Annotated in this window: 22 protein-coding genes; 11 read left to right on the forward strand and 11 right to left on the reverse strand. The window is 71.7% G+C overall.

The features are described from left to right. Positions 1 to 22 precede the first annotated feature (22 nt). The 5 genes from ACIQFZ_RS27810 to crcB (ACIQFZ_RS27830) all read right to left on the reverse strand — a co-directional run bounded on the left by ACIQFZ_RS27810 (position 23) and on the right by crcB (ACIQFZ_RS27830) (position 3,182). Positions 23 to 955 carry a glutaminase gene (locus ACIQFZ_RS27810; protein WP_365430049.1) on the reverse strand — a complete coding sequence of 311 codons (933 nt, stop codon included), beginning with the start codon at positions 953 to 955 and terminating at the stop codon, positions 23 to 25. A gap of 88 nt (positions 956 to 1,043) precedes the next feature. Next, entirely contained in the window at positions 1,044 to 1,880 is an 837-nt protein-coding gene (locus ACIQFZ_RS27815; RefSeq protein WP_383062351.1) for an undecaprenyl-diphosphate phosphatase, read from the reverse strand. Positions 1,881 to 1,978: 98 nt separating this feature from the next. Beyond that, positions 1,979 to 2,347, reverse strand: a complete 369-nt coding sequence (gene crcB, locus ACIQFZ_RS27820) for a fluoride efflux transporter CrcB (RefSeq protein ID WP_383062348.1) — start codon at positions 2,345 to 2,347, stop codon at positions 1,979 to 1,981. Further along, complete coding sequence (locus ACIQFZ_RS27825) at positions 2,344 to 2,724, reverse strand: DUF190 domain-containing protein (RefSeq protein ID WP_365430054.1); 381 nt, start codon at positions 2,722 to 2,724, stop codon at positions 2,344 to 2,346. Before ACIQFZ_RS27825 ends, crcB (ACIQFZ_RS27820) begins: the two co-directional genes overlap by 4 nt. Beyond that, positions 2,721 to 3,182: a fluoride efflux transporter CrcB gene (gene crcB / locus ACIQFZ_RS27830; protein WP_365430056.1), complete on the reverse strand. Its 462-nt coding sequence runs from the start codon at positions 3,180 to 3,182 to the stop codon at positions 2,721 to 2,723. The genes ACIQFZ_RS27825 and crcB (ACIQFZ_RS27830) overlap by 4 nt, the downstream gene beginning before the upstream one ends. 348 nt (positions 3,183 to 3,530) lie before the next feature. Between crcB (ACIQFZ_RS27830) and ACIQFZ_RS27835 the strand changes: the two genes are divergently transcribed. Next, the gene (locus ACIQFZ_RS27835; RefSeq protein ID WP_402692426.1) at positions 3,531 to 3,875 is read left to right on the forward strand and encodes a VOC family protein; all 345 of its coding nucleotides are present in this window, start codon (positions 3,531 to 3,533) and stop codon (positions 3,873 to 3,875) included. Between the two features lie 61 nt (positions 3,876 to 3,936). On the opposite strand, the gene ACIQFZ_RS27840 is transcribed toward ACIQFZ_RS27835, so the two are convergent. From ACIQFZ_RS27840 to ACIQFZ_RS27850, 3 genes are all read right to left on the reverse strand, one after another. Further along, complete coding sequence (locus tag ACIQFZ_RS27840) at positions 3,937 to 4,344, reverse strand: SseB family protein (RefSeq protein WP_141364137.1); 408 nt, start codon at positions 4,342 to 4,344, stop codon at positions 3,937 to 3,939. A 188-nt stretch (positions 4,345 to 4,532) separates the two neighbouring features. Further along, a complete protein-coding gene (locus tag ACIQFZ_RS27845; protein ID WP_365431743.1) occupies positions 4,533 to 5,624 on the reverse strand; it encodes a PP2C family protein-serine/threonine phosphatase in 1,092 nt (363 codons plus the stop codon). A 299-nt stretch (positions 5,625 to 5,923) separates the two neighbouring features. Continuing rightward, positions 5,924 to 6,931, reverse strand: coding sequence for a LacI family DNA-binding transcriptional regulator (locus ACIQFZ_RS27850; RefSeq protein ID WP_402692415.1), 1,008 nt, complete (start codon positions 6,929 to 6,931; stop codon positions 5,924 to 5,926). A gap of 157 nt (positions 6,932 to 7,088) precedes the next feature. On the opposite strand from ACIQFZ_RS27850, the gene ACIQFZ_RS27855 reads away from it, so the two are divergent. Further along, positions 7,089 to 8,243 carry a Gfo/Idh/MocA family protein gene (locus tag ACIQFZ_RS27855; protein ID WP_402692416.1) on the forward strand — a complete coding sequence of 385 codons (1,155 nt, stop codon included), beginning with the start codon at positions 7,089 to 7,091 and terminating at the stop codon, positions 8,241 to 8,243. Between the two features lie 11 nt (positions 8,244 to 8,254). Here ACIQFZ_RS27855 and ACIQFZ_RS27860 read toward each other — a convergent pair whose 3' ends face one another. After that, positions 8,255 to 8,770 (reverse strand): GNAT family N-acetyltransferase, encoded by a 516-nt coding sequence (locus ACIQFZ_RS27860; RefSeq protein WP_365431752.1) that lies wholly within the window; start codon positions 8,768 to 8,770, stop codon positions 8,255 to 8,257. Between the two features lie 132 nt (positions 8,771 to 8,902). Here ACIQFZ_RS27860 and ACIQFZ_RS27865 point away from each other — a divergent pair, with 132 nt between their 5' ends. Both ACIQFZ_RS27865 and ACIQFZ_RS27870 read left to right on the forward strand, forming a co-directional pair. Further along, positions 8,903 to 9,709, forward strand: a complete 807-nt coding sequence (locus ACIQFZ_RS27865; protein WP_365431754.1) for a thioesterase family protein — start codon at positions 8,903 to 8,905, stop codon at positions 9,707 to 9,709. 112 nt (positions 9,710 to 9,821) lie between these two features. Then, on the forward strand, positions 9,822 to 10,847 hold the full coding sequence (locus ACIQFZ_RS27870) for an alcohol dehydrogenase (protein ID WP_365431757.1): 1,026 nt from the start codon (positions 9,822 to 9,824) through the stop codon (positions 10,845 to 10,847). A 48-nt stretch (positions 10,848 to 10,895) separates the two neighbouring features. Here the strand turns inward: ACIQFZ_RS27870 and ACIQFZ_RS27875 are convergent, their stop codons facing one another. After that, the gene (locus ACIQFZ_RS27875; RefSeq protein ID WP_402692417.1) at positions 10,896 to 11,546 is read right to left on the reverse strand and encodes a class I SAM-dependent DNA methyltransferase; all 651 of its coding nucleotides are present in this window, start codon (positions 11,544 to 11,546) and stop codon (positions 10,896 to 10,898) included. Between the two features lie 195 nt (positions 11,547 to 11,741). On the opposite strand from ACIQFZ_RS27875, the gene ACIQFZ_RS27880 reads away from it, so the two are divergent. Continuing rightward, entirely contained in the window at positions 11,742 to 12,236 is a 495-nt protein-coding gene (locus tag ACIQFZ_RS27880) for a lamin tail domain-containing protein (RefSeq protein ID WP_383062328.1), read from the forward strand. A 71-nt stretch (positions 12,237 to 12,307) separates the two neighbouring features. Next, positions 12,308 to 12,829, forward strand: coding sequence for a hypothetical protein (locus ACIQFZ_RS27885; protein ID WP_402692418.1), 522 nt, complete (start codon positions 12,308 to 12,310; stop codon positions 12,827 to 12,829). Positions 12,830 to 12,892: 63 nt separating this feature from the next. Here ACIQFZ_RS27885 and ACIQFZ_RS27890 read toward each other — a convergent pair whose 3' ends face one another. Beyond that, positions 12,893 to 13,837, reverse strand: a complete 945-nt coding sequence (locus ACIQFZ_RS27890; RefSeq protein WP_402692419.1) for an MIP/aquaporin family protein — start codon at positions 13,835 to 13,837, stop codon at positions 12,893 to 12,895. Positions 13,838 to 14,330: 493 nt separating this feature from the next. On the opposite strand from ACIQFZ_RS27890, the gene ACIQFZ_RS27895 reads away from it, so the two are divergent. From ACIQFZ_RS27895 to sbnA, 5 genes are read left to right on the forward strand one after another with little or no spacing between them, the layout of a single operon-like run. Then, positions 14,331 to 16,850, forward strand: coding sequence for a Pls/PosA family non-ribosomal peptide synthetase (locus ACIQFZ_RS27895; RefSeq protein ID WP_402692420.1), 2,520 nt, complete (start codon positions 14,331 to 14,333; stop codon positions 16,848 to 16,850). A gap of 14 nt (positions 16,851 to 16,864) precedes the next feature. After that, positions 16,865 to 20,134, forward strand: coding sequence for an amino acid adenylation domain-containing protein (locus ACIQFZ_RS27900; RefSeq protein WP_402692421.1), 3,270 nt, complete (start codon positions 16,865 to 16,867; stop codon positions 20,132 to 20,134). A gap of 51 nt (positions 20,135 to 20,185) precedes the next feature. Further along, positions 20,186 to 21,190 carry a TauD/TfdA family dioxygenase gene (locus ACIQFZ_RS27905; RefSeq protein ID WP_402692422.1) on the forward strand — a complete coding sequence of 335 codons (1,005 nt, stop codon included), beginning with the start codon at positions 20,186 to 20,188 and terminating at the stop codon, positions 21,188 to 21,190. After that, positions 21,187 to 22,266 carry a 2,3-diaminopropionate biosynthesis protein SbnB gene (gene sbnB / locus ACIQFZ_RS27910; protein WP_365429148.1) on the forward strand — a complete coding sequence of 360 codons (1,080 nt, stop codon included), beginning with the start codon at positions 21,187 to 21,189 and terminating at the stop codon, positions 22,264 to 22,266. Before ACIQFZ_RS27905 ends, sbnB begins: the two co-directional genes overlap by 4 nt. Before the next feature lie 37 nt (positions 22,267 to 22,303). After that, positions 22,304 to 23,356, forward strand: a complete 1,053-nt coding sequence (gene sbnA / locus ACIQFZ_RS27915; RefSeq protein WP_383062697.1) for a 2,3-diaminopropionate biosynthesis protein SbnA — start codon at positions 22,304 to 22,306, stop codon at positions 23,354 to 23,356. Positions 23,357 to 23,359 lie beyond the last annotated feature (3 nt).

Raw genomic sequence — 23,359 nt, forward strand, 5'->3', positions numbered from 1 at the left:
ACGACGTCGCCGTAGGCGCCCCTCAGAACACCGACAGGCCGGTGAGGGTCGTGAAGCGGTCCAGGGCCGCCACGCCGGCCACCGAGTTGCCCCGCTCGTCCAGTCCGGGGCTCCACACGCACAGCGCGCACCGGCCCGGTACGACGGCGATGATGCCGCCGCCCACACCGCTCTTGCCGGGCAGGCCCACGCGGTAGGCGAAGTCGCCGGCCGCGTCGTACGTCCCGCAGGTCAGCATGACCGCGTTGACCTGCTTGGCCTGGCTGCTGGCGAGCAGCCGGGTGCCGTCGGCTCTTATGCCGTGCCGGGCGAGGAACGTGGTGGCCAGCGCCAGGTCGGCGCAGGAGGCCGCGATCGAGCACTGGCGGAAGTACTGGTCCAGCAGGACCGGCACCGGGTTGTCGACGTTGCCGTAGGACGCCATGAAGTGGGCGAGGGCGGCGTTGCGGTCGCCGTGCGCGGTCTCGGACGCGGCGACGTCCTCGTCGAAGTCCAGCTCGGGGTTGCCGCTCTCGGCGCGCAGGAAGCCGAGCAGCTCGCCCGCCGCGTCGCCGGTACGCGTCTGGAGCCGGTCGGTGACCACCAGAGCGCCGGCGTTGATGAACGGGTTGCGCGGGATGCCGTTCTCGTACTCCAGCTGCACCAGGGAGTTGAAGGGGTTGCCGGAGGGCTCGCGGCCCACGTGCTCCCAGAGTTCGTCGCCCTCGCGCGACAGGTCGAGGGCGAGGGTGAACACCTTGGTGATGGACTGCGCGGAGAACGGCTCCTGCCAGTCCCCCACCCCGTACACCGTGCCGTCCAGCTCGGCGACGGCCATGCCGAAGGCGCGGGCGTCACGGGCCGCGAGCGCCGGGATGTAGTCGGCGGGGCGCCCGCGGCCGGGCGTGTGCTCGATCTCCTCGGCGATGCGCTCCAGGACCGGCAGGTAGGTCGGGGACGACGTCATGATCGCCATTCTGCCTCCCGGCCGGTCCCGGTACGTCGCGTCGGTGGGTCGGGCGGTGGACGCGTCAGGGCGGCGGTCCTCGGCCGCCATCCGGTGCTCAGCTGCTGAGAACACCCGTGCCGAGCAGGCCGAACAGCAGCAGGCCGATCAGGATCCGGTAGACGACGAACGCGTTGAAGGAGTGCTTGGCGACGAACTTCAGCAGCCAGGCGATGGAGGCGTAGGCGACCACGAAGGACACGACGGTGCCGACGGCCAGCGGGACGGCGCCCACGCTCGCGCCGAGGGCGTCCTTGAGCTCGTAGATGCCGGCGCCGGTCAGGGCCGGGAGGCCGAGGAAGAAGGACAGGCGGGTGGCGGCGACGCGGTCCAGGTCCAGGATGAGCGCGGTGGACATGGTGGCGCCGGATCGGGAGAAGCCGGGGAAGAGCAGGGCGAGGATCTGCGAGCTGCCGACCAGCATCGCGTCCTTGAAGGAGGTGTCGTCCTCACCGCGCTTGTGCCGGCCCATCTGGTCCGCGCACCACATCACGACGCTGCCCGCGATCAGCGAGCCGGCGACCACCCACAGGGAGCCGAGCGGCCCTTCGATGAAGGGCTTGGCGGCCAGGCCCACCACGACGATCGGCATGGTCGCGAAGATGACCCACCAGGCGAACTTGTAGTCGTGGTGGTAGCGCTCCTCCTGGTTGGCCAGCCCGCGGAACCAGGCGGACATGATCCGCACGATGTCCTTGAAGAAGTACACCAGCACGGCGGCGATGGCGCCGACCTGGATGACGGCGGAGAACGCGACGACCGACTTGTCGTCGACGGGGATGCCCATGAGCCCCTCGGTGATCTTCAGATGGCCGGTGGAGGACACGGGGAGAAACTCGGTCACCCCCTCGACGACTCCGAGGACGACGGCCTGACCGACGGAAATGGCGCTCATGGGATCCAGTTCTGGGGACGTTGGTCGACAGTGGTGTAGACACTCTTACGGTGCTGAGGTGACGGCCAGGTGACCGGCGTCGGAATCCGCGGCGACCGTCAGAGGCTTCCGGCGATCCACACTCCGGCGAAAACCGCGCCGAGGCCTGCCGCGACACTGGCGACGACGTTGGCGAGGGCGTAGGAACCCGCACCGGTCTCGGTGAGCCGCAGCGTCTCGTAGGAGAAGGTCGAGTACGTGGTCAGGGCCCCGCACAGACCGGTGCCCAGGAGCAGTTGCAGGTGCGGTCCGGCGACACCCGCGGCCGCCGCGCCGGTCAGCAGGCCGAGGATCAGGCAGCCGGTGACGTTCACCACGAAGGTGCCCCAGGGGAACACCGAGTCGTGCCGGGACTGCACCGCTCGGTCGGTGAGGTAGCGCAGGGGCGCCCCGACCGCGGCCCCGAGGACCACCAGCAGCCAGTTCACGACGGCTTCCCGCCCTTCGCGCCCGCGCCGCCGGAGCCGGCCGTACGGCCGACGTACCGGATCACCTCGCAGTCGTCGAGTATCACCAGCCCCTCGGCGACCAGTTCGTCCAGCTGCGGAAGGAACGCCCGCACCCGCTCCTCGGTGTCCACGATCACCACCGCCACCGGCAGGTCCTCGCTCATCGACAGCAGCCGCGAGGTGTGGATCAGGGAGGTCGCGCCGAACCCCTCGATACCGCGGAAGACGCTGGCGCCGGCGAGGCCCGCCGCATGGGCCCGGTGGACGATCTCGGAGTACAGGGGCCGGTGGTGCCAGGTGTCGTTCTCTCCGACGAAGACGGTCACGCGCAGCGCGCTGCCGGTGAGCCTGGTCATCGCTGCCTCCACTTCAGAACGCGGCGGGTCGCCGTCATGGCCAGCCACACCGCCGCGAGGGCCGCGCACGGGGTCGCGGCGAGGTACGCCAGCCCGGTGCGGGCGTGGCCGGAGTCCACCAGCCGCTGGATGTCGACGGCGTAGGTGGAGAAGGTGGTGAAGCCGCCGAGCACGCCGGTGCCGAAGAACGGGCGGACCAGGCGGTGGGCGCCCCACACGTCGGTGATGACCACCATGAAGACGCCGATCACCGCGCAGCCGAAGGCGTTGACCCAGAAGATGGCCCAGGGAAAACCCCCGGTCGGCGTCGGCAGCCACTGCGAGACGGCGTACCGGGCGGTGGCCCCGAGCGCTCCGCCGAGCGCCACCACCGCGACCACCGGCACCTGTGTCCGCCAGGCACGCCGCCGCACGGGACTGCTCCGCGCCCGAAGGCTGTCGGTTTCGGGGACTGTCATGCTCGTACGTCTCCTGCTCGCCGCGCCCGGACATGCCGGAGCGCTCCTGTGATGCGAGTAGGGACCGTTGGCGGCAGCACTGCCACGGTTAGGTACGGCGGGCCCCACCGCCGCGCCGCGAACCCGTCGCGGCCGGGCTACAGGCTAACCCCACCGGATCCGCACCGCACGCGACGACGGGGGTGTGTACGGCGAGGCGGGTGACGCGTCCCGGCAACCGGTCAGGATCGGAGAAGCCGCACGGTGCCTCCCCGACCTAGCGTGGAACCACCGACGCACACGTCGGCCCTTCCCGCTGCGGAACGCGAAGCCGCATACCGCCGAAATACCGAGGAGTACGCCATGGCCATGACTGCCGGCCTGCAGACGATCATCTACCCCGTCAAGGACCTCGACCGGGCGAAGGCCCTGTTCAGCGCGCTGCTGGAGGTCGAGCCGTACGCCGACGCGCCCTACTACGTCGGCTTCAAGGCCGCCGGGCAGGACGTCGGCCTCGACCCGAACGGGCACGCCAAAGGCATGACCGGACCGGTGCCGTACTGGCACGTCGACGACATCAGGGCCCGGCTGGCGGCGCTGGTGGCCGCGGGCGCCGAGGTGCTTCAGGACGTGCAGGACGTCGGCGGCGGCCGGCTGATCGCCTCCGCGAAGGACGCCGACAGCAACCTCATCGGCCTTCTCCAGGACGCCTGAGCCGGCCGCCGCCGTGGTACCGCCGACCGGCGGCCGGCCCGGCTGTTCCTCGCGGCGCCGCTCAGCCCTGCGGCCGGGCCAGCAGGTTGCGCACCCCCTCCGAGGTGAGCGTCAGACCGTGCGGCGAGCTGGCGTCTATGGTCAGCGACAGGTCGTCGGCCGGCCACTGGGAGGCGAGCGCGCCGAGCGGCACGAGGCGGTAGCGGGAGACGAAGGGCAGCAGGTCGGACATCTCCAGCTCGGAGGTGAACACGGGCACCACCGGCTCCCCGCCCGGTTGTTCGAGGACGGGCAGGGCCACCGCCGTGGGGTTGGTGGCGTCCTCCTCGCTCGCGTCGTCGGGCACGGGAACCAGCACGTCGCTGCTCGCGAGCGTGTCCAGTGCCACCGTGTCCTCGGCGTTCTCGGCAAGCACGTCCAGCGCTTGCTGGGCGGGCGTCGGGGTGTTGTCGTTCGCTGGTGTCTGCATGGCGGTTTCCCTGGTCGCGGCAGTCGAGCGGCCCGCCCGGCAGGTGACCGGCCGGGCACGGGCCCTGCACGCGTACCCGATCGCACTCGGCGCAATCGCGAGGCGCCCGGAGATTCCACGAGCCGTCCGGCCGACCGCCGTGGCCGAGGGCCGGTGACGCACCGCGCGGTGTCACCGAACGAGAGGCCCTAATAGGGGCCGCGGCGGATCGCGACGGCCGCGGCGTCGTCGCCCAGGTGGCCGTGGGTGTAGGCGACGAGGTCGTCGTGCAGTCGGCGCAGGACCAGCTCCGGCGGTTCGGCCACCCAGGCGCCGGCCCGGTCGGCGAGGGGGTAGAAGTCGCCCCGCGCGTTGCGCGCCTCCAGGACGCCGTCGGTGTGCAGGAGCAGTGTGTCGCCGGGCAGGAACGGGAACGAGGCGACCATGTAGTCCAAGGCTTCGGACAGTTCGCCCAGACCCAGCGGTGGTGCGACGACCTGCGCGGTCAGGGGATCGGCGGTTTCCGCGCCGATGAGCAGCGGGGACGGGTGGCCGCAGTTGAGGAGGTGCAGCACGGGCTCGCTGTCGGGGATGTCCACGAGCAGGGCGGTGGCGAAGGACTCGTCGATGTCGAGCATCTGCGCGGTCTGCCACTGCCGGAACTCCCAGCGCATGGCGCCGTCCAGGTGCACGGCCAGACGCGGCAGCGAGGGCCGGCGGTGCGCGGCCGCGCGGAAGGCGCCGAGCAGCAGTGCGGCATGGCTGATCGCGGGCAGTCCCTTGCCCCGCACGTCGGCGATGAGCAGCCGGGTGCTGTGTCCGGTGCGGGCGGCGGCGTAGAGGTCCCCGCCCATGGTGGCCTCGTCCTGGGCGGCGAGGTACAGGCAGGCGATCCGCAGGGGGCCGCTGCGCTCGGGCAGGGGCGGGAAGAGCACGTCCTGGACGGCCTGTGCCACGACCCGGCTCTGCTTCAGCTGGTGCTCGCGCCGGTCCCGGAACAGGCAGAACACCACGATCAGACTCGAGACGATGATCAGCGACGCGACCTGGGCCTGGAGATTCTGGGTGCCGAGCGTGCCCTGGACGCCCCCGATGCAGAGTTCGGTCCCGGCCGCCAGCGCGCCGATCAGGGCGGTGAGCCAGGGCCCGGAGAACGCGGCGGTGAACGCGGGAGCCGCGACCAGCAGTGGGCCGAGGTGCACGTCCGGCGGGGTCAGGGCGTCGACGGCGCCCACCACAGCGATCAGTACCAGGGGGATGAGGACCAGTACCCGTCCCGATGGTGAACGCCGTAGGTCCATGAGCGACACTCGTCATGTTCTCACCCCTGGCCCGGACCGGCGAGGGCGCTGGTTTCCGCAGGCCGGGGGTGCGGGACGGTGGCCGCGGTGGACGGCGCCGGGGCGCGGGCCCTCCGCGAGGCGCGGAGGACCCCGAGGGGCTCACTTCCGAACCCCGGTGTCCGGGTAACCAGCCGCCCGGGGGCGATTCGCCGGGTCCGCCCCTCCCGTGGAACCCGCTCGGCCGCCGCGCCACCCGGGCTCCCGGATCCGCGCGGCCGGTGCCGGACCAGTTCCGACGGGGCGCCCCGGGGGGCCCGTCAGCCGGTTCCGGCGGGTGGTGCGGTCGTGCCGCGCACCTCCAGGACCGGGCTGGTCAGGTCCACCGTGCGGGGCAGGTCCGGGTCGTCGATGCGGTCGAGCAGCCGCTGGGCGGCGCGCCGGCCCACGTCGTGGCTGGCGTTGTCCACGGTGGTCAGCCACACGTGGCGCAGGCGCGACAGGTAGGTGTTGTCGTAGCCGGCCAGTGAGAGGTCCCGCGGGACCCGGAGGCCGCTCTCCTCGGCGGCGGACAGCGCGCCGACGCAGGCCATGTCGTTGACCGCGAACACGGCGGTGGGCCGCGGGGTACTGCTGAGCAGCCGTACGGTGGCCCGGTAGCCGCCCTCCTCGGTGAGGTCGCCCTGCTCGACGACCGCCGTACCGGCCCGCCCGTGTGCGCGCATGGCGGCCTCGAAGCCGCGGCGGCGCAGGTCGCCGACCGCGCCCCGGCCGGCGATGTGGGCGATGTGCCGGTGGCCGAGGGCGATGAGGTGCTCGGTGGCCAGCCGGGCGCCCTGCTCGTCGTCGCCCGCGACGACGTCCACCGCGGGCAGTTCGGGTTCGCGGGCACCGGCGACGACGGTGGGCACCCGGCCGGCCGCGACGCGCAGCGCCCCCGGATCCCGCAGGGTGCCGACGGCGACCAGGCCGTCGACGCGCAGTTCGGTGAAGGTGCGAGTGAGGTCCTCCCCCAGGCGCCGGTTGAGGTGGCCGTCGGCGAGCAGCATGTGCAGACCGGAGTCGTAGAGGCGGGAGTTCAGCCCGTCGAGGAGTTCCACGAACCAGGGGTTGCGCATGTCGTTCAACAGCACGCCGACGGTGCGGGTGCGGCGCTCGCTGAGGCTGCGAGCGGCGGCGTTGGGCCGGTAGCCGAGTTCCTCGACGGCGGCGAGCACCGCCCGCCGCTTCTCGGGGCGCACGCTGCCGGAGCCGCGCAGCACCAACGAGACCAGGGACTTGGACACACCGGCGCGCGCGGCGACGTCACGGATGGTGGGCGGTCGCACGCTCTGGACCGTTCCATGAGGGCAGGCCCCTTGTAAAGAGGACGGAAGGCGGTCCGGAGGTGCCCGCAGGGTGCTTCATCCGGTGGCTTGACACCCGGCGGGAGGCGGCCTCATCGTGAGCCACCAGGTTTTGGATCGGTCCAAACGAGGGGCTTTCATGGTGCCTACGCTCGGCGTCGCCGTCGTCGGATTCGGCTGGATGGGACGGGTGCACACCCAGGCGTACGCCCGCGTGCCCCACCACTTCCCCGGGCTCGCGGTACGTCCGCACCTGGTCGCCGTCGCCGACGAGGTGCCCGGCCGGGCCGAGGAGGCAGCCGGGCGGTACGGCTTCGACTCCGCCACCCGCGACTGGCGGGAGATCGCCGCCGACCCCCGGGTGCGGGCGGTCAGCATCACCGCCCCGAACTTCCTGCACCGCGAGATCGGTCTCGCCATGGCCGAGGCGGGCAAGCACATCTGGATCGAGAAGCCGGTGGGCCTGAGCGCCGACGACGCCCGCGCGGTCGCCGACGCCGCCGCCGGGGCCGGTGTGCGGGGCACGGTCGGCTTCAACTACCGCAACGCCCCCGCCGTCGCCGCCGCCCGCGAGATGATCGCGGCCGGTGAGATCGGCAGGGTCACCCATGTCCGCATCCGGCTGTTCAGCGACTACGCGGCCCACCCGGAGGGTGCCCTGACCTGGCGCTACGAGCGTGAACGCGGCGGCAGCGGAGTGCTGGGCGACCTGGCTTCCCACGGGGTCGACCTGGCCCGCCATCTGCTCGGCGAGATCGAGTCGCTGGCCGCCGACACCGCCGTGTTCGTACCCGAGCGGGCCCGGCCCGCCGGCGCCACCGCCGGTCACACCCGGGCGGCGGGCGGTGAACTCGGTCCGGTCGAGAACGACGACTACGTCAGCTGCCTGCTGCGTTTCGCCTCCGGCGCGCGCGGCGTCCTGGAGGCGTGCCGGGTCTCGGTGGGCGAGCAGAACAACTACGGCTTCGAGATCCACGGCACCAGGGGCGCCCTCTGGTGGGACTTCCGGCGCATGGGCGAACTCGGCGTCAGCCGCGGCACCGGGTACCAGGACCAGCCCGTCAGCACGGTCTACGTGGGACCCGGCCACGGCGAGTACGAGGCCTTCCAGCCGGGTGCGGCCAACGCCATGGGCTACGACGACCTCAAGGTCATCGAGGCGTACCACTTCCTGCGCTCGGTCACGGAGGGCGGGGTCCACGGCGCCACCCTCGACGACGCGCTGGCCGCCGCGGTGGCTCTGGACGCGATGGCCCGCTCCGCCGAGGAGCACCGGTGGGTGAGCCTCGGCTGAAGCGTGCCGCCTCACCCCGGCGTCAGGTCCGTGCGCGGGGTGATCGCCCAGTGGTTGGTGCGCAGCACCCGGCCGGCGAACGCCACCTCGCGCTCGGCGACGAACCGGAAGCCGAGCGAGCGGCAGATGCCGTTCGAGGCCGCATTGGTGGTGGCCGGGAAGGCGTGCACCACTCCCCAGCGGTCCTCGTCCCGCGCCCGTTCCAGCAGTGCGCGGGCAGCGCGCCCGCCGAGACCGCGGCCCTGGTACCGCGGCAGCACCATCCAGCCGATCTCCGACATCGGGCTGCCGTCGCCGTCGTGGGTCCAGATGGTCACCGTCCCGGCCACCTCCTCGGGGGTGCCCGGGTCAGGGACGATCATCTTGATCCAGGCGAGGCCTGCCGCCGCCTGCCGGGCGTCCCGGCGCACCTTGTCCGCCATGCCGCCGGCCGGCAGGGGACCGCCGAGCTCGGCCATCATGACCGGGTCGCAGCGCATCCGGACGTACGCGTCCACGTCGCCCGGGGTGACGTCACGCAAGAGCACGGGGCCTCCTGACGGCAGGTGGGTGTAGGTGCCAAGTATGGGCTGGGTCATGATGGGGCTGCCCGGCCGATGCGGCGCGAGAGACCCGTGCCTGCTCGGCTTTCCTGTGAACAGCCCGAGGAGAAGCACCCGTTGAACATCGGCGCCCCGGTTCCCGACAGCTACTACGAGCGCATCGACGAGCACCGCTTCAAGCCCACCGCACACGCCGGTGGCGCCTGGGACGTGCATGAGCAGCACTTCAGCCCGCTGGGCGGGCTGGTCGTCCACGCGGTCGAGGACCATCTGGCCGCGCGTGGGGGCAGCGCGCTGATACCGGCCCGGATCAGCTACGACATCCTGGGCCGCCCGGCCCTGGACGAATGCGAGATCGAGGTGGAGACCCTCCGCCCCGGCCGCACCATCGAACTCCTGGAAGCCGTCGTGCGCATCGCCGGCCGCCCGGTGGTCCGGGCCCGCGTCTGGCTGCTGTCGGCGCAGGACACCGCGGCCGTCGCCGGGGGCGCCGGCGGCCGGCTCACCCCGCCCGACCGGCTCGAAACCTGGGCGATGAGCGGGTTCTGGCCGGGCGGTTTCATCGCGTCCCTGGACGTGCGTCCGCTCGCCCCACCGAGCCCCGGCCGCACCACCGCCTGGGTCTCCACCCCGCTCACCCTGGTCGCCGGCGAGCCCAGCAGCCCGCTCGCCTCCTACCTGTCCCTCGTCGACACCGCGAACGGCATCGCCGTACGCCAGTCGCCCACCGCGTGGATGTTCCCCAACGTCGACCTGACCGTGCATCTGCACCGCCGCCCGGAGGGCCCCTGGACCGGTCTGGACACCACCGTGGCCTTCGGCCCGACCGGCGTGGGCCTGACCAGCACGGTCCTGCACGATCTGCACGGCCCGGTCGGCCACGCCCAGCAGATCCTGACCGTGCGCCCCATGCCGGGCGGCTGACGGTGGCCGGGCCCTTCGCGGGCCCGCCGCCCGTCCCGTACGGCGCGCGCGATCGGCGCGGAGCTGATGTCCTGGTTGCGGGGACCGTCGTACCCGCTTCCGGGAGAGACAGATGAGTACCTACACAGTCGCGCAGGTGACCACCGCCGGCGGTCCGTTCGAGATCGTCGAGCGTGAGGCGGCGGAGCCGGGCCGTGGCCAGGTCGCAATCGCCGTGGAGGCGTGCGGAGTCTGCCACAGCGACAGCTTCTTCGTGGACGCCCTGATGCCCGGGGTCACTTTCCCGGTGGTTGCCGGGCACGAGATCGCCGGGCGGATCGAGCAGCTCGGCGAGGGGACGCAGGACCAGGGCTGGCAGGTGGGCGACCGGGTGACGGTGGGCTGGTTCGGCGGCAGCTGCCACCACTGCACCCCGTGCCGGCAGGGCGACTTCATCGTGTGCCCGAATCTGAAGGTCCCCGGCTGGTCCTACGACGGCGGCTTCGCCGAGCGGGTGATCGCGCCGGTCGACGCGCTGGCCCGGATCCCCGACGCGCTGGCGGCGACCGACGCCGGACCGATGGCGTGCGCGGGCGTGACCACGTTCAACGGACTGCGGCGCAGCTCCGCGCAGCCGGGTGATCTGGTGGCCGTGCTCGGCATCGGAGGCCTGGGGCATCTGGGGGTGCAGTACGCGGTGGCCATGGGCTTCGAGACGGTGGCGATCGCGCGCGGGGCCGACAAGGCCGACTTCGCCAAGCAACTCGGCGCGCACCACTACGTCGACAGCACGACGGACACCCCCGTCGCCGCCGCGCTGCAATCGCTGGGCGGCGCCAAGGTCGTGCTGGCCACGGCCGGCAGCTCCGAGGCGATCGCGGCGACCGTCGACGGACTGTCGCACCGCGGTGAGCTGGTGGTGATCGGGGCGACGCCCGAGCCGCTGGGGATCAGCCCCCTCCAGTTGATCACGGGCGCCCGGATCATCCGCGGCCACCCGTCGGGCACCGCGCAGGACGTGCAGGACACGATGGCGTTCAGCGCCCTGCACGGGATCCGTCCGATGACCGAGGCGGTGCCGCTGGACCAGGCCGGCGAGGCGTACCGGAAGATGCTCGCCGGCACCGCCCGGTTCCGCATGGTGCTCACGACCGGATGACCAACCGGCGCGGGACCACGGCCGGTTGTCCCGCACCGGTTGGAGCGCTCAGGCCTTCCGGGCCAGAAGGCAGGCGTGCTGCCGCGTCAGCCGCCCGGCGGGCTCCTGTACCAGGCGGGCCGTGACGGCCAGCCCGGCCCGCTCCAGGAGTTCGGCTACCCGCTCCACGGGGAGGAGGTACCACTCGTAGGACACGGGATGGCCGTATCCCCGGGCGGGCCGCCGGTGTTCGTCGCCGACATGGCACCCCCACAACAGGAGTCCTCCCGGGGCGAGTGTGCGGTGGAACTCGGCGAAGACGTCCGGCAGCAGCGTGGGGGGCGTGTGGTGCGTGGAGTACCAGGCGAGGATGCCGCCGAGCACGTCGTCGGCCAGACCCAGCGCGGTCATCGAACTCTGGGCGAACGCCAGGTCCGGGTGGGCACACCGGGCCTGCCGCACCATGCCGGCCGACAGGTCGACGCCGATCGCGCGCACCCCCGACTCGCGCAGGTGGGCGGTGACATGGCCGGGCCCGCAGCCCAGATCCGCGACCGGTCCCAGTCCCGCCTGCTGCACCTGCTCGGCGAACGCCGCCAGCATCCCGCGCGACAGCGGGTCCAACTCGGCCGGTTTCGGGACTTGTTCGGCGTAGGCGGCGGCGACGGTGTCGTACGACTCGCGGATCGCCGTGAGCGTGAGGCTGGTGGGTTCGGTCACACGGGCAGACGTTAGCGAAAAGGCGACCGGTCGGGACCCGGAGCGCCGAAGAGCACGTCACACGCGGCATGGAGAGCGGTTCACGTGTCGAGGGGACACGTCGATCTTCACATTCTCTCCACCTCCCTGTCACCGGGCTCTTACTTCTTGTGTATGCTCCTGAGGCTCCATTGGCACCACTGAGGGGGGAACCTCGTGCGTATACGCTCCGCGCTGGCCGTGGCCGCCACGGCCGGGACGGTCGCCGTCATCGCCGCCGCACCGGCGCAGGCCGCCGAATACTCGTCCGCGCTGAAGGTCAAGGGCGTCCAGTACGACGCGCCCGGACCGGACTCCAACAACTGCCGTACCGGCAACACCAAGGACGAGTACCTGACGATCAAGAACTACTCGCGCACCGCGACCGTCAACCTCAAGGGCTATGTGGTCAAGGACGCCTCCGGCAACCGGTTCACGTTCCGCGCCAGCCACAAACTCGAGCCCGGCGACTACGTGAAGCTGCGCGGGGGCAAGGGCACGGACTCCGACGCCAAGAACGTCGTCTACCGCCAGAACTGCAACTTCATCTGGAACAACGACAAGGACACCATTTACCTGCTCAAGCCCTCCGGTGCCCGCGCCGACGTCCACTCCTACACCAAGGCCCGCGACGACCGCGACGGCGACGGCTACATCAGCTACCACGGCTGAGCCCGCGCCGATCCGGCCGGCCGCCGGGAAGCCCACCGCGGCCGGCCCTCGTACCGGACCCAGGGGGGACCATGAACCGGCACCACCAGCCGCGGCGACCGCGCGGCAGATCCGGCATCCGGCCGTCGCACCGGCGCGGACTCGTGCGGGCGGCGGGCATCGCCCTGCTCGCGATGGGAGCCTTCGGCTGCGGCCAGTCCGCCGAAGGCGCCGCGAAGCCGCAGCCCAGCGTGACCGTCACGGCCACGGCCACAGTCACGGCCACGGCCACGGCGACCGAGACCGTCACACCCGAGCCCACCGCGACGGTCACCGCGACCGAAACCGTCAAGACGCCCGGTCCGACGGTCACCGTCACCAAGGCGGCCGCCGCCGCCGGAACCGGCACCAGCCGCAGCGGTGGCGGCAGCGGCGGCAGCGGCGGCGGCAACAGTGCGAGCGGCACATGCTCGATCGTCTCCAACGCGGGCAACTGCTACCAGGCGGGGCAGTTCTGCCGCAACAGCGACCACGGAGCCCGGACCACCACCGCGGGCGGCACGCCGATCACGTGTTCGTTCCGCTCCAACGCCTGGCGCTGGACGTACTCCTGACGGGAAGTCAATAGCGTGCCGCCGCCGGGCGGCGGGCTGTGCGCACCCGTCCGGCGACGGCGGCTACGTGTCGCTCTCCTCGGTCGGGCGGGTGCGTCCGGGCTCCGGGAGCCGGCCCTCCTGGGCCCGGATGTGCAGTACGTCGCCGACGAACAGGTCGTACACCAGGACACCGACGACCCCGCCGACGAGCGGTCCGACGATCGGGATCCACCAGTAATGGCTGAACGACCCGGCCAGGCTGCCGGGCAGAGCCAGGTCTCCCCACCCGGCGAAGAACGTGAACAGGCGCGGACCGAAGTCACGGGCCGGGTTGATGGCGTACCCGGCGTTCGCTCCGTAGGAGATGCCGATGGCGGCCACCACGAAGCCGATGACCAGCGGCCCGAGGTTGGCCTTCACGGCGGTGTTGCGCAGGTCGAGGACCGCCACGATCAGCATGACCAGGAACGAGGTGCCGACGATCTGGTCCACGAGCGGCCCCCAGTAACCGCCGTGGAAGTAGGGCGCCGGGAAGGTGGCGAAGATCGAGAACGAGGCGACGGTGTGCCCGTGCGTCTTCGGTCCCTTCATCGCCTGGTCGAAGGTGTTGATCGCGTCGTGATAGACCGCGTACACCACCGCGGCGCCGACGAAGGCGCCCGCCACCTGTGAGATCCAGTACGGAACCACCTTCACCCAGGGGAACTTGCGGCGCATCGCGAACGCCAGTGTCACCGCCGGGTTGATGTGCGCCCCGCTGACGCCTCCGGCGACGTACACGCCGAAGGCCACCCCGAAGGCCCAGCCCCAGCCGACCAGCAGCCAGTCACCGGCGCTGATGAAGAACGTCGTGGGCCCCTCGGTGCGTCCCGAGCCGGGCAGCGCCGCCACCGCCATGGCCACCGAGCCGCATCCGAAGGCGATGAGGACCAGCGTCCCGAGGAACTCCGCCATGCATTCGCCCCAGAGCCCGCCACGGCGCCTGAGCCGTGAGGGGCTCAGCAGGGGCGGGATTTCCACGGCCATTTCGGCCCCCTCGACGAACGGTCCGGCGACCGGCCGGCACAGCCCTGAACAGGACGGCCTCGCGTTGCCGCCCAGCCCCAGCGGCCCCGCCTCACTGCACAGTCTGCGCGCGGGGCCGGACCGAGGCCACTCGGCCCGGCCCGGGACACCGCCGGCCCACCGCCACGCGGTACCGTTCCTTCCCCCCGTACCCGTGCGAACGCGCGTTCCACGCCGCGTCGGCCACCGCGCCGATACGCCCCCGCGGCGCGCCGGATCCCTCCAGAAGGTGAACCCCCATACGGGTGAGATTACTCAGGCCGTCGGCGCGAAGAGCCGAGGAATAGAGGCGCGTCGAACGTTCCGGTTCCCTCGGCGCGAGTGAATCCGAGTGGCATCTGAGCGGCGACCGAACAAGACTGATCAGTGGTTTCGTGATCAGGCGAAAACGCACGGTCCCGGAGACCGGGCACCGTTGGCCGATGGTTTTCGACCTATCCTTCAGGGAGCTCGCATGGTGGAGAAGTCTGCCGACATCTTGATGCCCGGGCCTGACGAACCCGTGATCGCCGGGCATGCAGGCTCCCTCCCGACGGCGGCGGACACCGAGAGGGAACTCGCCGGAATCCTGGCGGACGTCGTACACGCCGAACACGTTCCGCCCGAAAGTCATTTCTTCGATGACCTGGGCGCCAACTCCCTGGTCATGGCGCAATTCTGTGCGCGGGTCCGGAAGCGATCCGACCTGCCGCCGGTGTCCATGAAGGACATCTACCGCAACCCCACGGTCCGCAGCCTGGCTGCGAACCTCGTTCCACCACCCGCCGCCGCACCCGCGCCGGCGGCCCCGGTGGCACCCGCGGGCGGGACGCCGGAACGGGCCGGGACGGCACCGAGCACGGCTCGCTACGTGCTGTGCGGAGCCGCCCAGTTGCTCATCTTCCTCGGATATTCGTTCGTCGCCGGAATGGCCACCGCCCGGGCCTACGAGTGGATCGGCTCGGCATCGGGCGTCGTCGACATCTATCTCCGGTCCCTGGTGTTCGGGACCGGCGGTTTTCTCCTGCTGTGCGCCTTCCCGGTCGCGGCGAAGTGGATTCTCGTCGGCCGCTGGAAGCCGGGCGAGTTCCCGGTGTGGGGTGCGGCCTATCTCCGCTTCTGGATCGTCAAGGTGCTCCTGCACGCGAATCCGATGATCCTCTTCATCGGAAATCCTGTGTACGTGATGTACCTGCGGGCCCTGGGCGCGCGGATCGGCAAGGACGTCACGATCCTCTCCCACTCCGTGCCGGTCTGCACCGACCTGCTCACCATCGGCTCGGGCACGGTGATCCGCAAGGACGCGTTCTTCCAGTGCTACCGGGCGCACGCCGGGCACATCCAGACCGGCCGGATCGACATCGGCCGGGACGCCTTCGTCGGCGAGAAGTCGGTGCTCGACATCGACACCTCGATGGGCGACGGCTCACAGCTCGGCCACGCCTCCGCCCTGTACCGGGGCCAGCACGTGCCGGCCGGCGAACGCTGGCACGGCTCCCCGGCGCAGCCCACGTCGGTCGACCACATCAGGGTCGAGCCGACCCGGTGCGGCACGCTGCGGCGGGCCGTCTTCGGGGTGTCCTCCCTGCTCCAGCTCTTCCTGCTGTACCTGCCGTTCGCCGTCGGCGGCATCTACATGCTGTTCGCGGAGGTCCCGGCGCTGCGCGGCCGGCTGGACGCGGGGACGACCCTGTCCACGGTGCCGGAGTTCCTCACCGACACCCTGGTCGTGTCCGCCGTGCTGTTCTTCGGCGGGATCGTCGTGGGCCTGGCCCTGATGTTCGCGGTGCCCCGGCTGCTGAGCCTGGCCGTCAAGCCCGACCGGGTTTACCCGCTCTACGGCTTCCAGTACGCGATGCACCGGGCCGTGGCCGGCCTGACGAACATCAAGTTCTTCCCCTGGCTCGTCGGCGACAGCTCCTACATCGTCCCCTATCTGCGCCGGCTCGGATACGACCTGTCCCAGGTGGAGCAGACCGGCTCGAACTTCGGCACCGAGGTGCAGCACGAGACGCCGTTCCTGGTGTCCGTCGGCAGCGGGACGATGGTGGCCGACGGGCTCTCCGTCATCAATGCCGACTACTCCAGCACCTCCTTCAAGGTGAGCCGGGCGACGATCGGGGCGCGCAACTTCCTCGGCAACAACATCGCCTATCCGGCGGGAGCCAGAACGGGCGACAACTGCCTGCTCGCGACGAAGGTGATGGTGCCCCTCGACGGCGAACTGCGCGAAGGGGTCGGGCTGCTCGGCTCACCGTGCTTCGAGATCCCCCGTTCGGTGGAGCGTGACACTCGCTTCGACCACCTCAGGACGGGCGACGCCCTGCGCCGCAACCTCGCTGCCAAGAACCGCTACAACCTCCGCTCGATGGCGCTCTTCCTGCTGCTGCGCTGGGTGCTCGCCGCGGTGCTCACGGGAATCGGTCTGGCCTGCGTCGACCTGTACGGCACGCTGGGCCATGTGGTGATCGCCGGCTACCTGGCCCTCACCGTCGCCATCACGGCCGGCTTCTTCATCCTGGTGGAGCGGGCCATCGCCGCCTTCCGCTCCCTGCGCCCCCGCCTGTGCTCCATCTACGACCCGTACTTCTGGTGGCACGAGCGGCTGTGGAAGGTGCCGGACGAGTGGCTCGAGCTGTTCAACGGGACCCCGTTCAAGACCCTGGTCTGGCGCCTGATGGGCGTGCGCATCGGCCGCAGGGTCTTCGACGACGGCTGCTACATCACGGAGCGGACGCTCACCGTCATCGGGGACGACTGCACGCTGAACGCGGGCAGCAAGATCCAGTGCCACTCGCAGGAGGACGGCACCTTCAAGTCGGACCGCACCAGGCTCGGCTCCGACTGCACCCTCGGGGTCGGCGCGCACGTGCACTACGGCGTGACGGTGGGCGACGGGGCCGTACTGGCGCCCGATTCCTTCCTCATGAAGGGCGAGGAAGTCCCCGCGAAGGCGGAATGGGGCGGAAATCCCGCCGCGCCGACGGCGAAGTGAGGAAGGGCCATTCAATGGGAGCGCGCGTGGCAGCGGACAGGGAGTTCTGGAGCGAGGTGCTCACCGCCGGCGGCTTCACCGCCGTTCCGCGGTGGGCACCCGAGCCGGTGGCCGGTGACGCCGAGCACGAGGAGACCGTGCCGACCGGGACGGCGCGGGCGGTGCGCGCCCTCGCGGCGGAGCTGGGGGTGCCGTCCAGCGCGGTCCTGCTGGCCGCGCACGCCAAGGTGCTGGCCGCGCTGTCGGGTGAGCAGGACGTGGTGACGGGCTGGGTCACGGGCCCGGACGCCGGCCCGCTGCCCTGCCGGCCTGCCGTCGCGCCGGGATCCTGGCGCCGGCTGGTGCTCGACGCCCACCGTGTCGCGGTGGACCTGATCGCGCACCGGGACTTCCCCGTGGACAAGCTGCGCCGGGAGCTGGGACTCTCGGAACCGTTGTTCGAGGCCGTCTTCGACCCGGCGGACACCGGGAGCGGCGCCCTGCCCGCCGAGGCGGTGCTGCGGATGGCCTTCGGCGAGCGGGACGGGCTGCTGACGGCACGCTTGCGGTACCGCACGGACGCGCTGGACGCCGAGGCCGCGGCCCGGGTCTGCGGTTACCACCTGACCGCGCTGCGGCTGATGACCGCCGACGTGGACGCCGAGCACACCGGGCAGAGCCTGCTGTCGCCGGAGGAGACGCGCGACCAGCTGGAGGGGCTGGCCGGACCCCACCGGGAGCTGCCGTCCGCGCGGGCGCACGAGCTCTTCGAGGAGCGGGTACGGGCCCACCCCGAGGCGGTGGCCGCGGTGCACGGCAACCGCTCGTGGACGTACGGGGAGCTGAACGCGCGGGCCAACCGGTTGGCCCGCGCACTGCTGGCGCGCGGTCTGGGCCAGGAGGACGTGGTGGCCGTGGTCACCGAGCGCAACCTCGACTGGCTGGCGGCGGTGCTGGCGGTGTTCAAGGCCGGCGGTGCCTATCTGCCGATCGAGCCGCACTTCCCGGCCGGGCGCATCGCGGCGACGCTCGCCCGGGCCGGCTGCCGGCTGGTGCTGACCGAGCCGGGCAGCACCGCCACCCTGGACGAGGCGTCGGCCGCGCTGCCGCCGGGGACCGAGAAGCTGCTGATCGAAACGGCGTACGCGGAGGAGCACGCGGACGACGACCTCCGGATGGAGGTCTCCCCGGGCCAGTTGGCGTACATCTACTTCACCTCCGGCTCCACCGGCGAGCCCAAGGGAGCGATGTGCGAGCACGCCGGCATGCTCAACCACCTGTACGCCAAGATCGACGATCTGGAGATCGGTCCCGGGCGGGTGGTGGCGCAGACGGCTCCGCAGTGCTTCGACATCTCGCTGTGGCAGTTGCTGGCCGCGCTGCTGGTGGGCGGGCGGACCCTGCTGGTCGAGCAGGAAGCCGTCGTGGACGTGGAGCGGTTCGTCGACACGCTGGTGCGCGGCCGGGTCGCCGTGGCGCAGGTCGTGCCCTCCTATCTGGAGGTGGTGGCCTCGTACCTGGAGCGGCACCCCCGCGAACTGCCCGACCTGGCCTTTGTGTCGGTGACCGGCGAGGCGCTGAAGCGGGAACTCGTCCAGCGCTGGTTCGCCCTCCAGCCCGGTATCAAGCTGGTCAACGCCTACGGATTGACGGAGACTTCGGACGACACCAACCACGAGGTCATGGACGCGGTTCCGGAACGGGTGCTGCTGGGGCGCCCGGTCGGCAACGTGCGCGTCTACGTGGTCGACGAGCACCTTTCGCCGGTGCCGCTCGGCGCCCCCGGGCTGATCGCCTTCTCCGGCGTGTGCGTGGGACGCGGATACGTCAACGACCCCGAGCGGACCCGTGAGGCCTACCGCGAGGACCCGCACCGGCCGGGCGAGCGGCTGTATCTGGCGGGCGACTGGGGCCGCTGGCACCCTGGCGGGAAGCTGGAGTTCCTCGGCCGCCGGGACAGCCAGGTCAAGATCCGCGGGTTCCGCATCGAGATCGGGGAGATCGAGAACACCCTGCTGCGCGTTCCCGGGGTCCGGGACGGCGCGGTGGTCGTCGCCGAACTCGCGGGCCGCAGCACGCATCTGATCGCCTTCCACACCGGTCGGCGACTCGAACCGGAGGAGTTGCGCGACGCTCTCGGTGCGGTGCTCCCCGCGTACATGGTCCCGTCGGCCTTCCACTGGCAGGACGGGCTGCCGCTGACCGCCAACGGCAAGATCGACCGCAAGGCGCTGACCGCGCTGGCCGAACGCGGCGCGCCGACGGCGGAGGAAGCCGGTTCCGGCGAGTCCGACGACGCCCCGCGCACCCCGACCGAGCGGAGGCTGGCGGCCGCCTGGGCGGAACTGCTGGGCCTGCCCGGGCAGACGATCGGCCGGCGGGACCACTTCTTCGACCTCGGCGCGACCTCCCTGTCGGCGGTGAAGCTCACCATCGCCCTGAACCGCGCGGTGTCCCTCAAGGACATCACCCGGCACCCGGTGCTCGCCGAACTCGCGGCGTGCCTCGACGGCCCGGCCCGGCAGCGGCCGGAGCTGCTCCAGCCGCTGTCGGCGGACGAGGATTCCTCCGAGTACGCGCTGGTGTGCTTCCCCCACGCCGGCGGCAACGCGGTCAACTTCCAGCCCCTGGCGAGCGCCCTGGCCGGCAGCGGCGTCGCCGTCCACGCGGTGGACCTGCCCGGCCACGACCTGGCCGCCGGGGAGGAGCCGTTCGCGCCGCTGGAACAGGTGGTGAAGCGGGTCGCCGCGGAGATCGCCGGGCGCGGCCTGAAGCGGGTCATGCTCTGGGGCCACTCCTCCGGCACCGCGCCCGCCCTGCTGACCGCCCGAAGGCTCTCCGCGCTCGGAGTGGAGGTGACTCGGGTGTTCCTCGGCGCGCAGTTGCTCGGCACGGCCGCCGAACGACGCGCCGCTGCCACCGAGTTGACCGAACGCAGCGATGCCGAGATCGCCGCCCGGCTCGGTACGGACGGCGGCCACCTGGAGCTCGGCGAGCTGAACGCGGAGCACGCCGAGCGCGTCGGAGCCGCCTACCGGCACGACTGCGTGGCGGCGCACCGCTGCTTCGCCGACGCCCTCGACAGCCCGCCGGCGGTGAGACTGGCCGCGCCGGTCACCGTGGTCGTCGCCGCCGACGACCCGAGCACCGCGGGCTTCCAGGACCACTGGCGGGACTGGGAGTTCCTCGCCGAACAGGTGGACCTGCGTGAACTCAGCGACGGCGGCCACTACTTCCCCCGCAACCGACCGGCCGCGGTGGCGGCGGCCGTACTGGACGCCGCCGACCTGCTGGCCTCCTCCTGAACACCGCTGAGGCCCCCCGGCCTCGTTGGTGACGAACGAAAGGAAACCGAGATGTCGTTCTCGTCCCCGGCTTCGGTACTGGAGGTGGAGCTGCGACCGGGCAGACCGCCCGTCCTGCGTGTCGAGACCCCTGCGGACGCGACCGGATGGGCGGCCGAGCACCGCGAGGCACTGCGGGCCCGGGTCGCCGAGCACGGAGCCGTGCTCGTACGCGGCCTGGGACTGCGGGAGCCCGAGCAGATCTCCGCCGTCTTCACGGAACTGGCCGGCCCGCTGATGCCGGAACGGGAGGCCTTCGCCCCACGCGAGGCCTACGGCCCCGGTCTGTACTCCTCCACCGCCTGGCCCGCCAACCAGCCCATGTGCATGCACCACGAGCTGAGTTACGCGCTGAAGGTGCCCGGTCTGATCCTGTTCGCGTGCCCGACCGCGCCCACCGAGGGCGGGGCGACCGCGGTCGCCGACGCGGAGGCGGTGCTGAACGCGCTGCCCGCGGGGCTGACCGAGCGCTTCGAGCGCGAGGGCTGGCTGCTCACCCGCAGCTACAACGACGAGATCGGGGCGTCCCTGGCGGAGTCGTTCGGCACCGACGACCGCGAGACCGTCGAGAACTACTGCCGCGCCCACGCCATCGAGTTCGCCTGGCAGCCCGACGGCGGCCTGCGCACCCGCCAGCGGCGCTGCGCCGTGGTGCAGCACCCGGACACCGGCCGGCGCTGCTGGTTCAACCAGATCGCCTTCCTCAACGAGTGGACGCTGGCCCCGGAGGTGCGCGAGTTCCTGGTGGACGAGTACGGCGAGGACGGGCTGCCGTTCAACACCCGCTTCGGCGACGGCGCACCGATCGGCGAGGAGGTCGTGCAGCTGCTCAACGAGACGTACGAGGCGCACACCCGACGCGAGCCCTGGCAGTCCGGCGACCTGATGCTGGTCGACAACATCCGCACCGCGCACAGCAGGGAGGCCTTCACCGGTGACCGGCAGGTGCTCGTCGCCATGGCCGAGCCCCAGCGCCTTGCCGAGTACGGCCCGACCCCGAAGGGAAGCCGGCGATGACCCCCGTGACCTCCCCCGCCACCGACCCGACCACCTCCCGGCCCGCCCCGGTGCCGACCTTCGCCGTGATCTCCGGTGCCCAGGTCCGGCAAGCGCTCGAAGGGCGCGAGAAGCAGCTCACGGAGCTGGTCGAGGCGACGTACCGGCTGCACGGCTCGGGCAGCACGGTGAACCCGCCGTCGTACTTCCTGCGCTTCCCCGACCGTCCCACGGCGCGGATCATCGCGCTGCCGGCCTCCGTCGGCGGGTCGGTCGGCGTGGACGGCCTGAAGTGGATCTCCAGCTTCCCGGCCAACGTCGACGCCGGCCTGCCCCGGGCCTCGGCGGTCCTGGTCCTCAACGACCACGACACCGGCTACCCGTTCGCCTGCATGGAGAGCTCCATCATCAGCGCCACCAGGACCGCCGCGTCCGCGGCGCTTGCCGCCGACTGGCTCACCCGCAACCGGCCCCGCCCCACCCGGGTCGGCTTCTTCGGCACCGGCCTGATCGCACGCTACATCCACACCTTCCTGACCGGCACCGGCTTCAGTTTCGACAGCGTCGGCGTGTACGACGTGTCCGCCGACAGCTCCGCCGGGTTCTGCGGCTACCTGCGCCAGAGCGGTGCCGCCGGGCACGCCCCGGAGGTCACTGTCCACGAGAGCGCCGAGGACCTGATCCGCTCCAGCGACCTGGTGGTCTTCGCGACGATCGCCGGCGAGCCGCACGTCACCGACCCGGCCTGGTTCACCCACCATCCGGTCGTCCTGCACGTGTCGCTGCGCGACCTCGCCCCGCAGGTGCTGCTCTCCGCCGCCAACTTCGTCGACGACGTCGAGCACTGCCTGAAGGCCGGCACCTCGCCGCACCTGACCGAGCAGCTCACCGGCGGCCGGGACTTCCTGCACGGCACCCTCGACGACGTCATGACCGGGCGGGTGGATCCGCCCGCCGACCGGCCGGTGATCTTCTCGCCGTTCGGCCTGGGGGTCCTCGACCTCGCCGTCGGCAAATACGTCTACGACGAGGTGGCCCGCGCCAAAAACCTGCACGTCATCGACGACTTCTTCCATGAGCTGCGCCGGTACGGCTGAACGTTCCTACCCTCGGCCCAGGCATCAGGAGGCCAGCGTGCCCGTCATCTCAGCCCCCCACGCCTTCAACGAAGGCCAACTCTATGTTGATCTCCGGCCGATATTCGGGCGCTCGCTCTACCTGAAGTGCGAGGGCTTCAACTTCGCCGGCTCGATCAAGATGAAGGCCGCGACAGAGATGGTGGAGGCCGCGGAACGGGACGGCCTTCTGACGCCCCGCTCGATCCTCATCGAGTCCTCGTCGGGCAACCTCGGTGTGGCGCTCAGCATGATCGCCGCCAGCAAGGGCTACCGGTTCCTCTGCGTGACGGACTCCCGCTGCAACCTGTCCGCCAGGCTGCTGATGGAGGCGCTGGGCAGCGAGGTGCACGTCATCGCCGACCTGGACGCCAACGGCGGCTTCCTCGGCGCGCGGATCGACTACGTCCGCGCGCTGTGCGCCTCCGACGAGCGGTACGTCTGGCTCAGCCAGTACACCAACCCGAACAACTGGGGGGCCCACTACCGCAGGACCGCGCCGGAGATCGCCCGCCAGTTCCCCCGACTCGACGTGCTGTTCGTCGGCTCGGGCACCACGGGCACGCTGATGGGCTGCGCCCGCTTCTTCCGCGAGTGGCACCGGCCGGTGCGGATCGTCGCGGTGGACACCGTCGGCTCGGTGGCCTTCGGCGGCAAGCCGGGCCGGCGGATGATCCCCGGACTGGGCATGAGCATGCGCCCACCGCTGCTCGACGAGTCCTTCGTCGACGAGGTGGTTCAGGTCGAGGAGGCGGACACCATCCGCGCCTGCCATCGGCTGGCCCGGCGCGGCTTCCTGTTCGGCGGCTCCACCGGGACGGTGGTCAGCGGCGCGATGGACTGGCTGTCGCGCAACGACGCCCGCGACCTGACCGCCGTGGCCATCGCCCCGGACCTCGGGGAGCGCTACCTCGACACGATCTACCAGTCCTCCTGGCTCGAGGACCTGTACGGCGACGTGTTCCGCGGCGACCGGCACGGCCGGGAGGAACTCGACCCCGAGGAGGTCACCGCGGGCTCCCTGGCCGTCGACCCCCGCTCGCACACGCGGCGCGCGCCCCGCGACCGGTAGCGC

Origin of the sequence: Streptomyces sp. NPDC093064 (genome assembly GCF_044754605.1) — a bacterium.
Taxonomy (GTDB): domain Bacteria; phylum Actinomycetota; class Actinomycetes; order Streptomycetales; family Streptomycetaceae; genus Streptomyces.

Excerpts from the sequence above, each read along its gene's own strand:
- ACIQFZ_RS27810 (WP_365430049.1), bottom strand. The coding sequence starts at position 955 with ATGGCGATCATGACGTCGTCCCCGACCTACCTGCCGGTCCTGGAGCGC.
- ACIQFZ_RS27815 (WP_383062351.1), bottom strand. The coding sequence starts at position 1,880 with ATGAGCGCCATTTCCGTCGGTCAGGCCGTCGTCCTCGGAGTCGTCGAG.
- ACIQFZ_RS27825 (WP_365430054.1), bottom strand. The coding sequence starts at position 2,724 with ATGACCAGGCTCACCGGCAGCGCGCTGCGCGTGACCGTCTTCGTCGGA.
- crcB (WP_365430056.1), bottom strand. The coding sequence starts at position 3,182 with ATGACAGTCCCCGAAACCGACAGCCTTCGGGCGCGGAGCAGTCCCGTG.
- ACIQFZ_RS27835 (WP_402692426.1), top strand. The coding sequence starts at position 3,531 with ATGACTGCCGGCCTGCAGACGATCATCTACCCCGTCAAGGACCTCGAC.
- ACIQFZ_RS27840 (WP_141364137.1), bottom strand. The coding sequence starts at position 4,344 with ATGCAGACACCAGCGAACGACAACACCCCGACGCCCGCCCAGCAAGCG.
- ACIQFZ_RS27845 (WP_365431743.1), bottom strand. The coding sequence starts at position 5,624 with ATGGACCTACGGCGTTCACCATCGGGACGGGTACTGGTCCTCATCCCC.
- ACIQFZ_RS27855 (WP_402692416.1), top strand. The coding sequence starts at position 7,089 with ATGGTGCCTACGCTCGGCGTCGCCGTCGTCGGATTCGGCTGGATGGGA.
- ACIQFZ_RS27870 (WP_365431757.1), top strand. The coding sequence starts at position 9,822 with ATGAGTACCTACACAGTCGCGCAGGTGACCACCGCCGGCGGTCCGTTC.
- ACIQFZ_RS27885 (WP_402692418.1), top strand. The coding sequence starts at position 12,308 with ATGAACCGGCACCACCAGCCGCGGCGACCGCGCGGCAGATCCGGCATC.
- ACIQFZ_RS27890 (WP_402692419.1), bottom strand. The coding sequence starts at position 13,837 with ATGGCCGTGGAAATCCCGCCCCTGCTGAGCCCCTCACGGCTCAGGCGC.
- ACIQFZ_RS27895 (WP_402692420.1), top strand. The coding sequence starts at position 14,331 with ATGGTGGAGAAGTCTGCCGACATCTTGATGCCCGGGCCTGACGAACCC.
- ACIQFZ_RS27900 (WP_402692421.1), top strand. The coding sequence starts at position 16,865 with ATGGGAGCGCGCGTGGCAGCGGACAGGGAGTTCTGGAGCGAGGTGCTC.
- ACIQFZ_RS27905 (WP_402692422.1), top strand. The coding sequence starts at position 20,186 with ATGTCGTTCTCGTCCCCGGCTTCGGTACTGGAGGTGGAGCTGCGACCG.
- sbnB (WP_365429148.1), top strand. The coding sequence starts at position 21,187 with ATGACCCCCGTGACCTCCCCCGCCACCGACCCGACCACCTCCCGGCCC.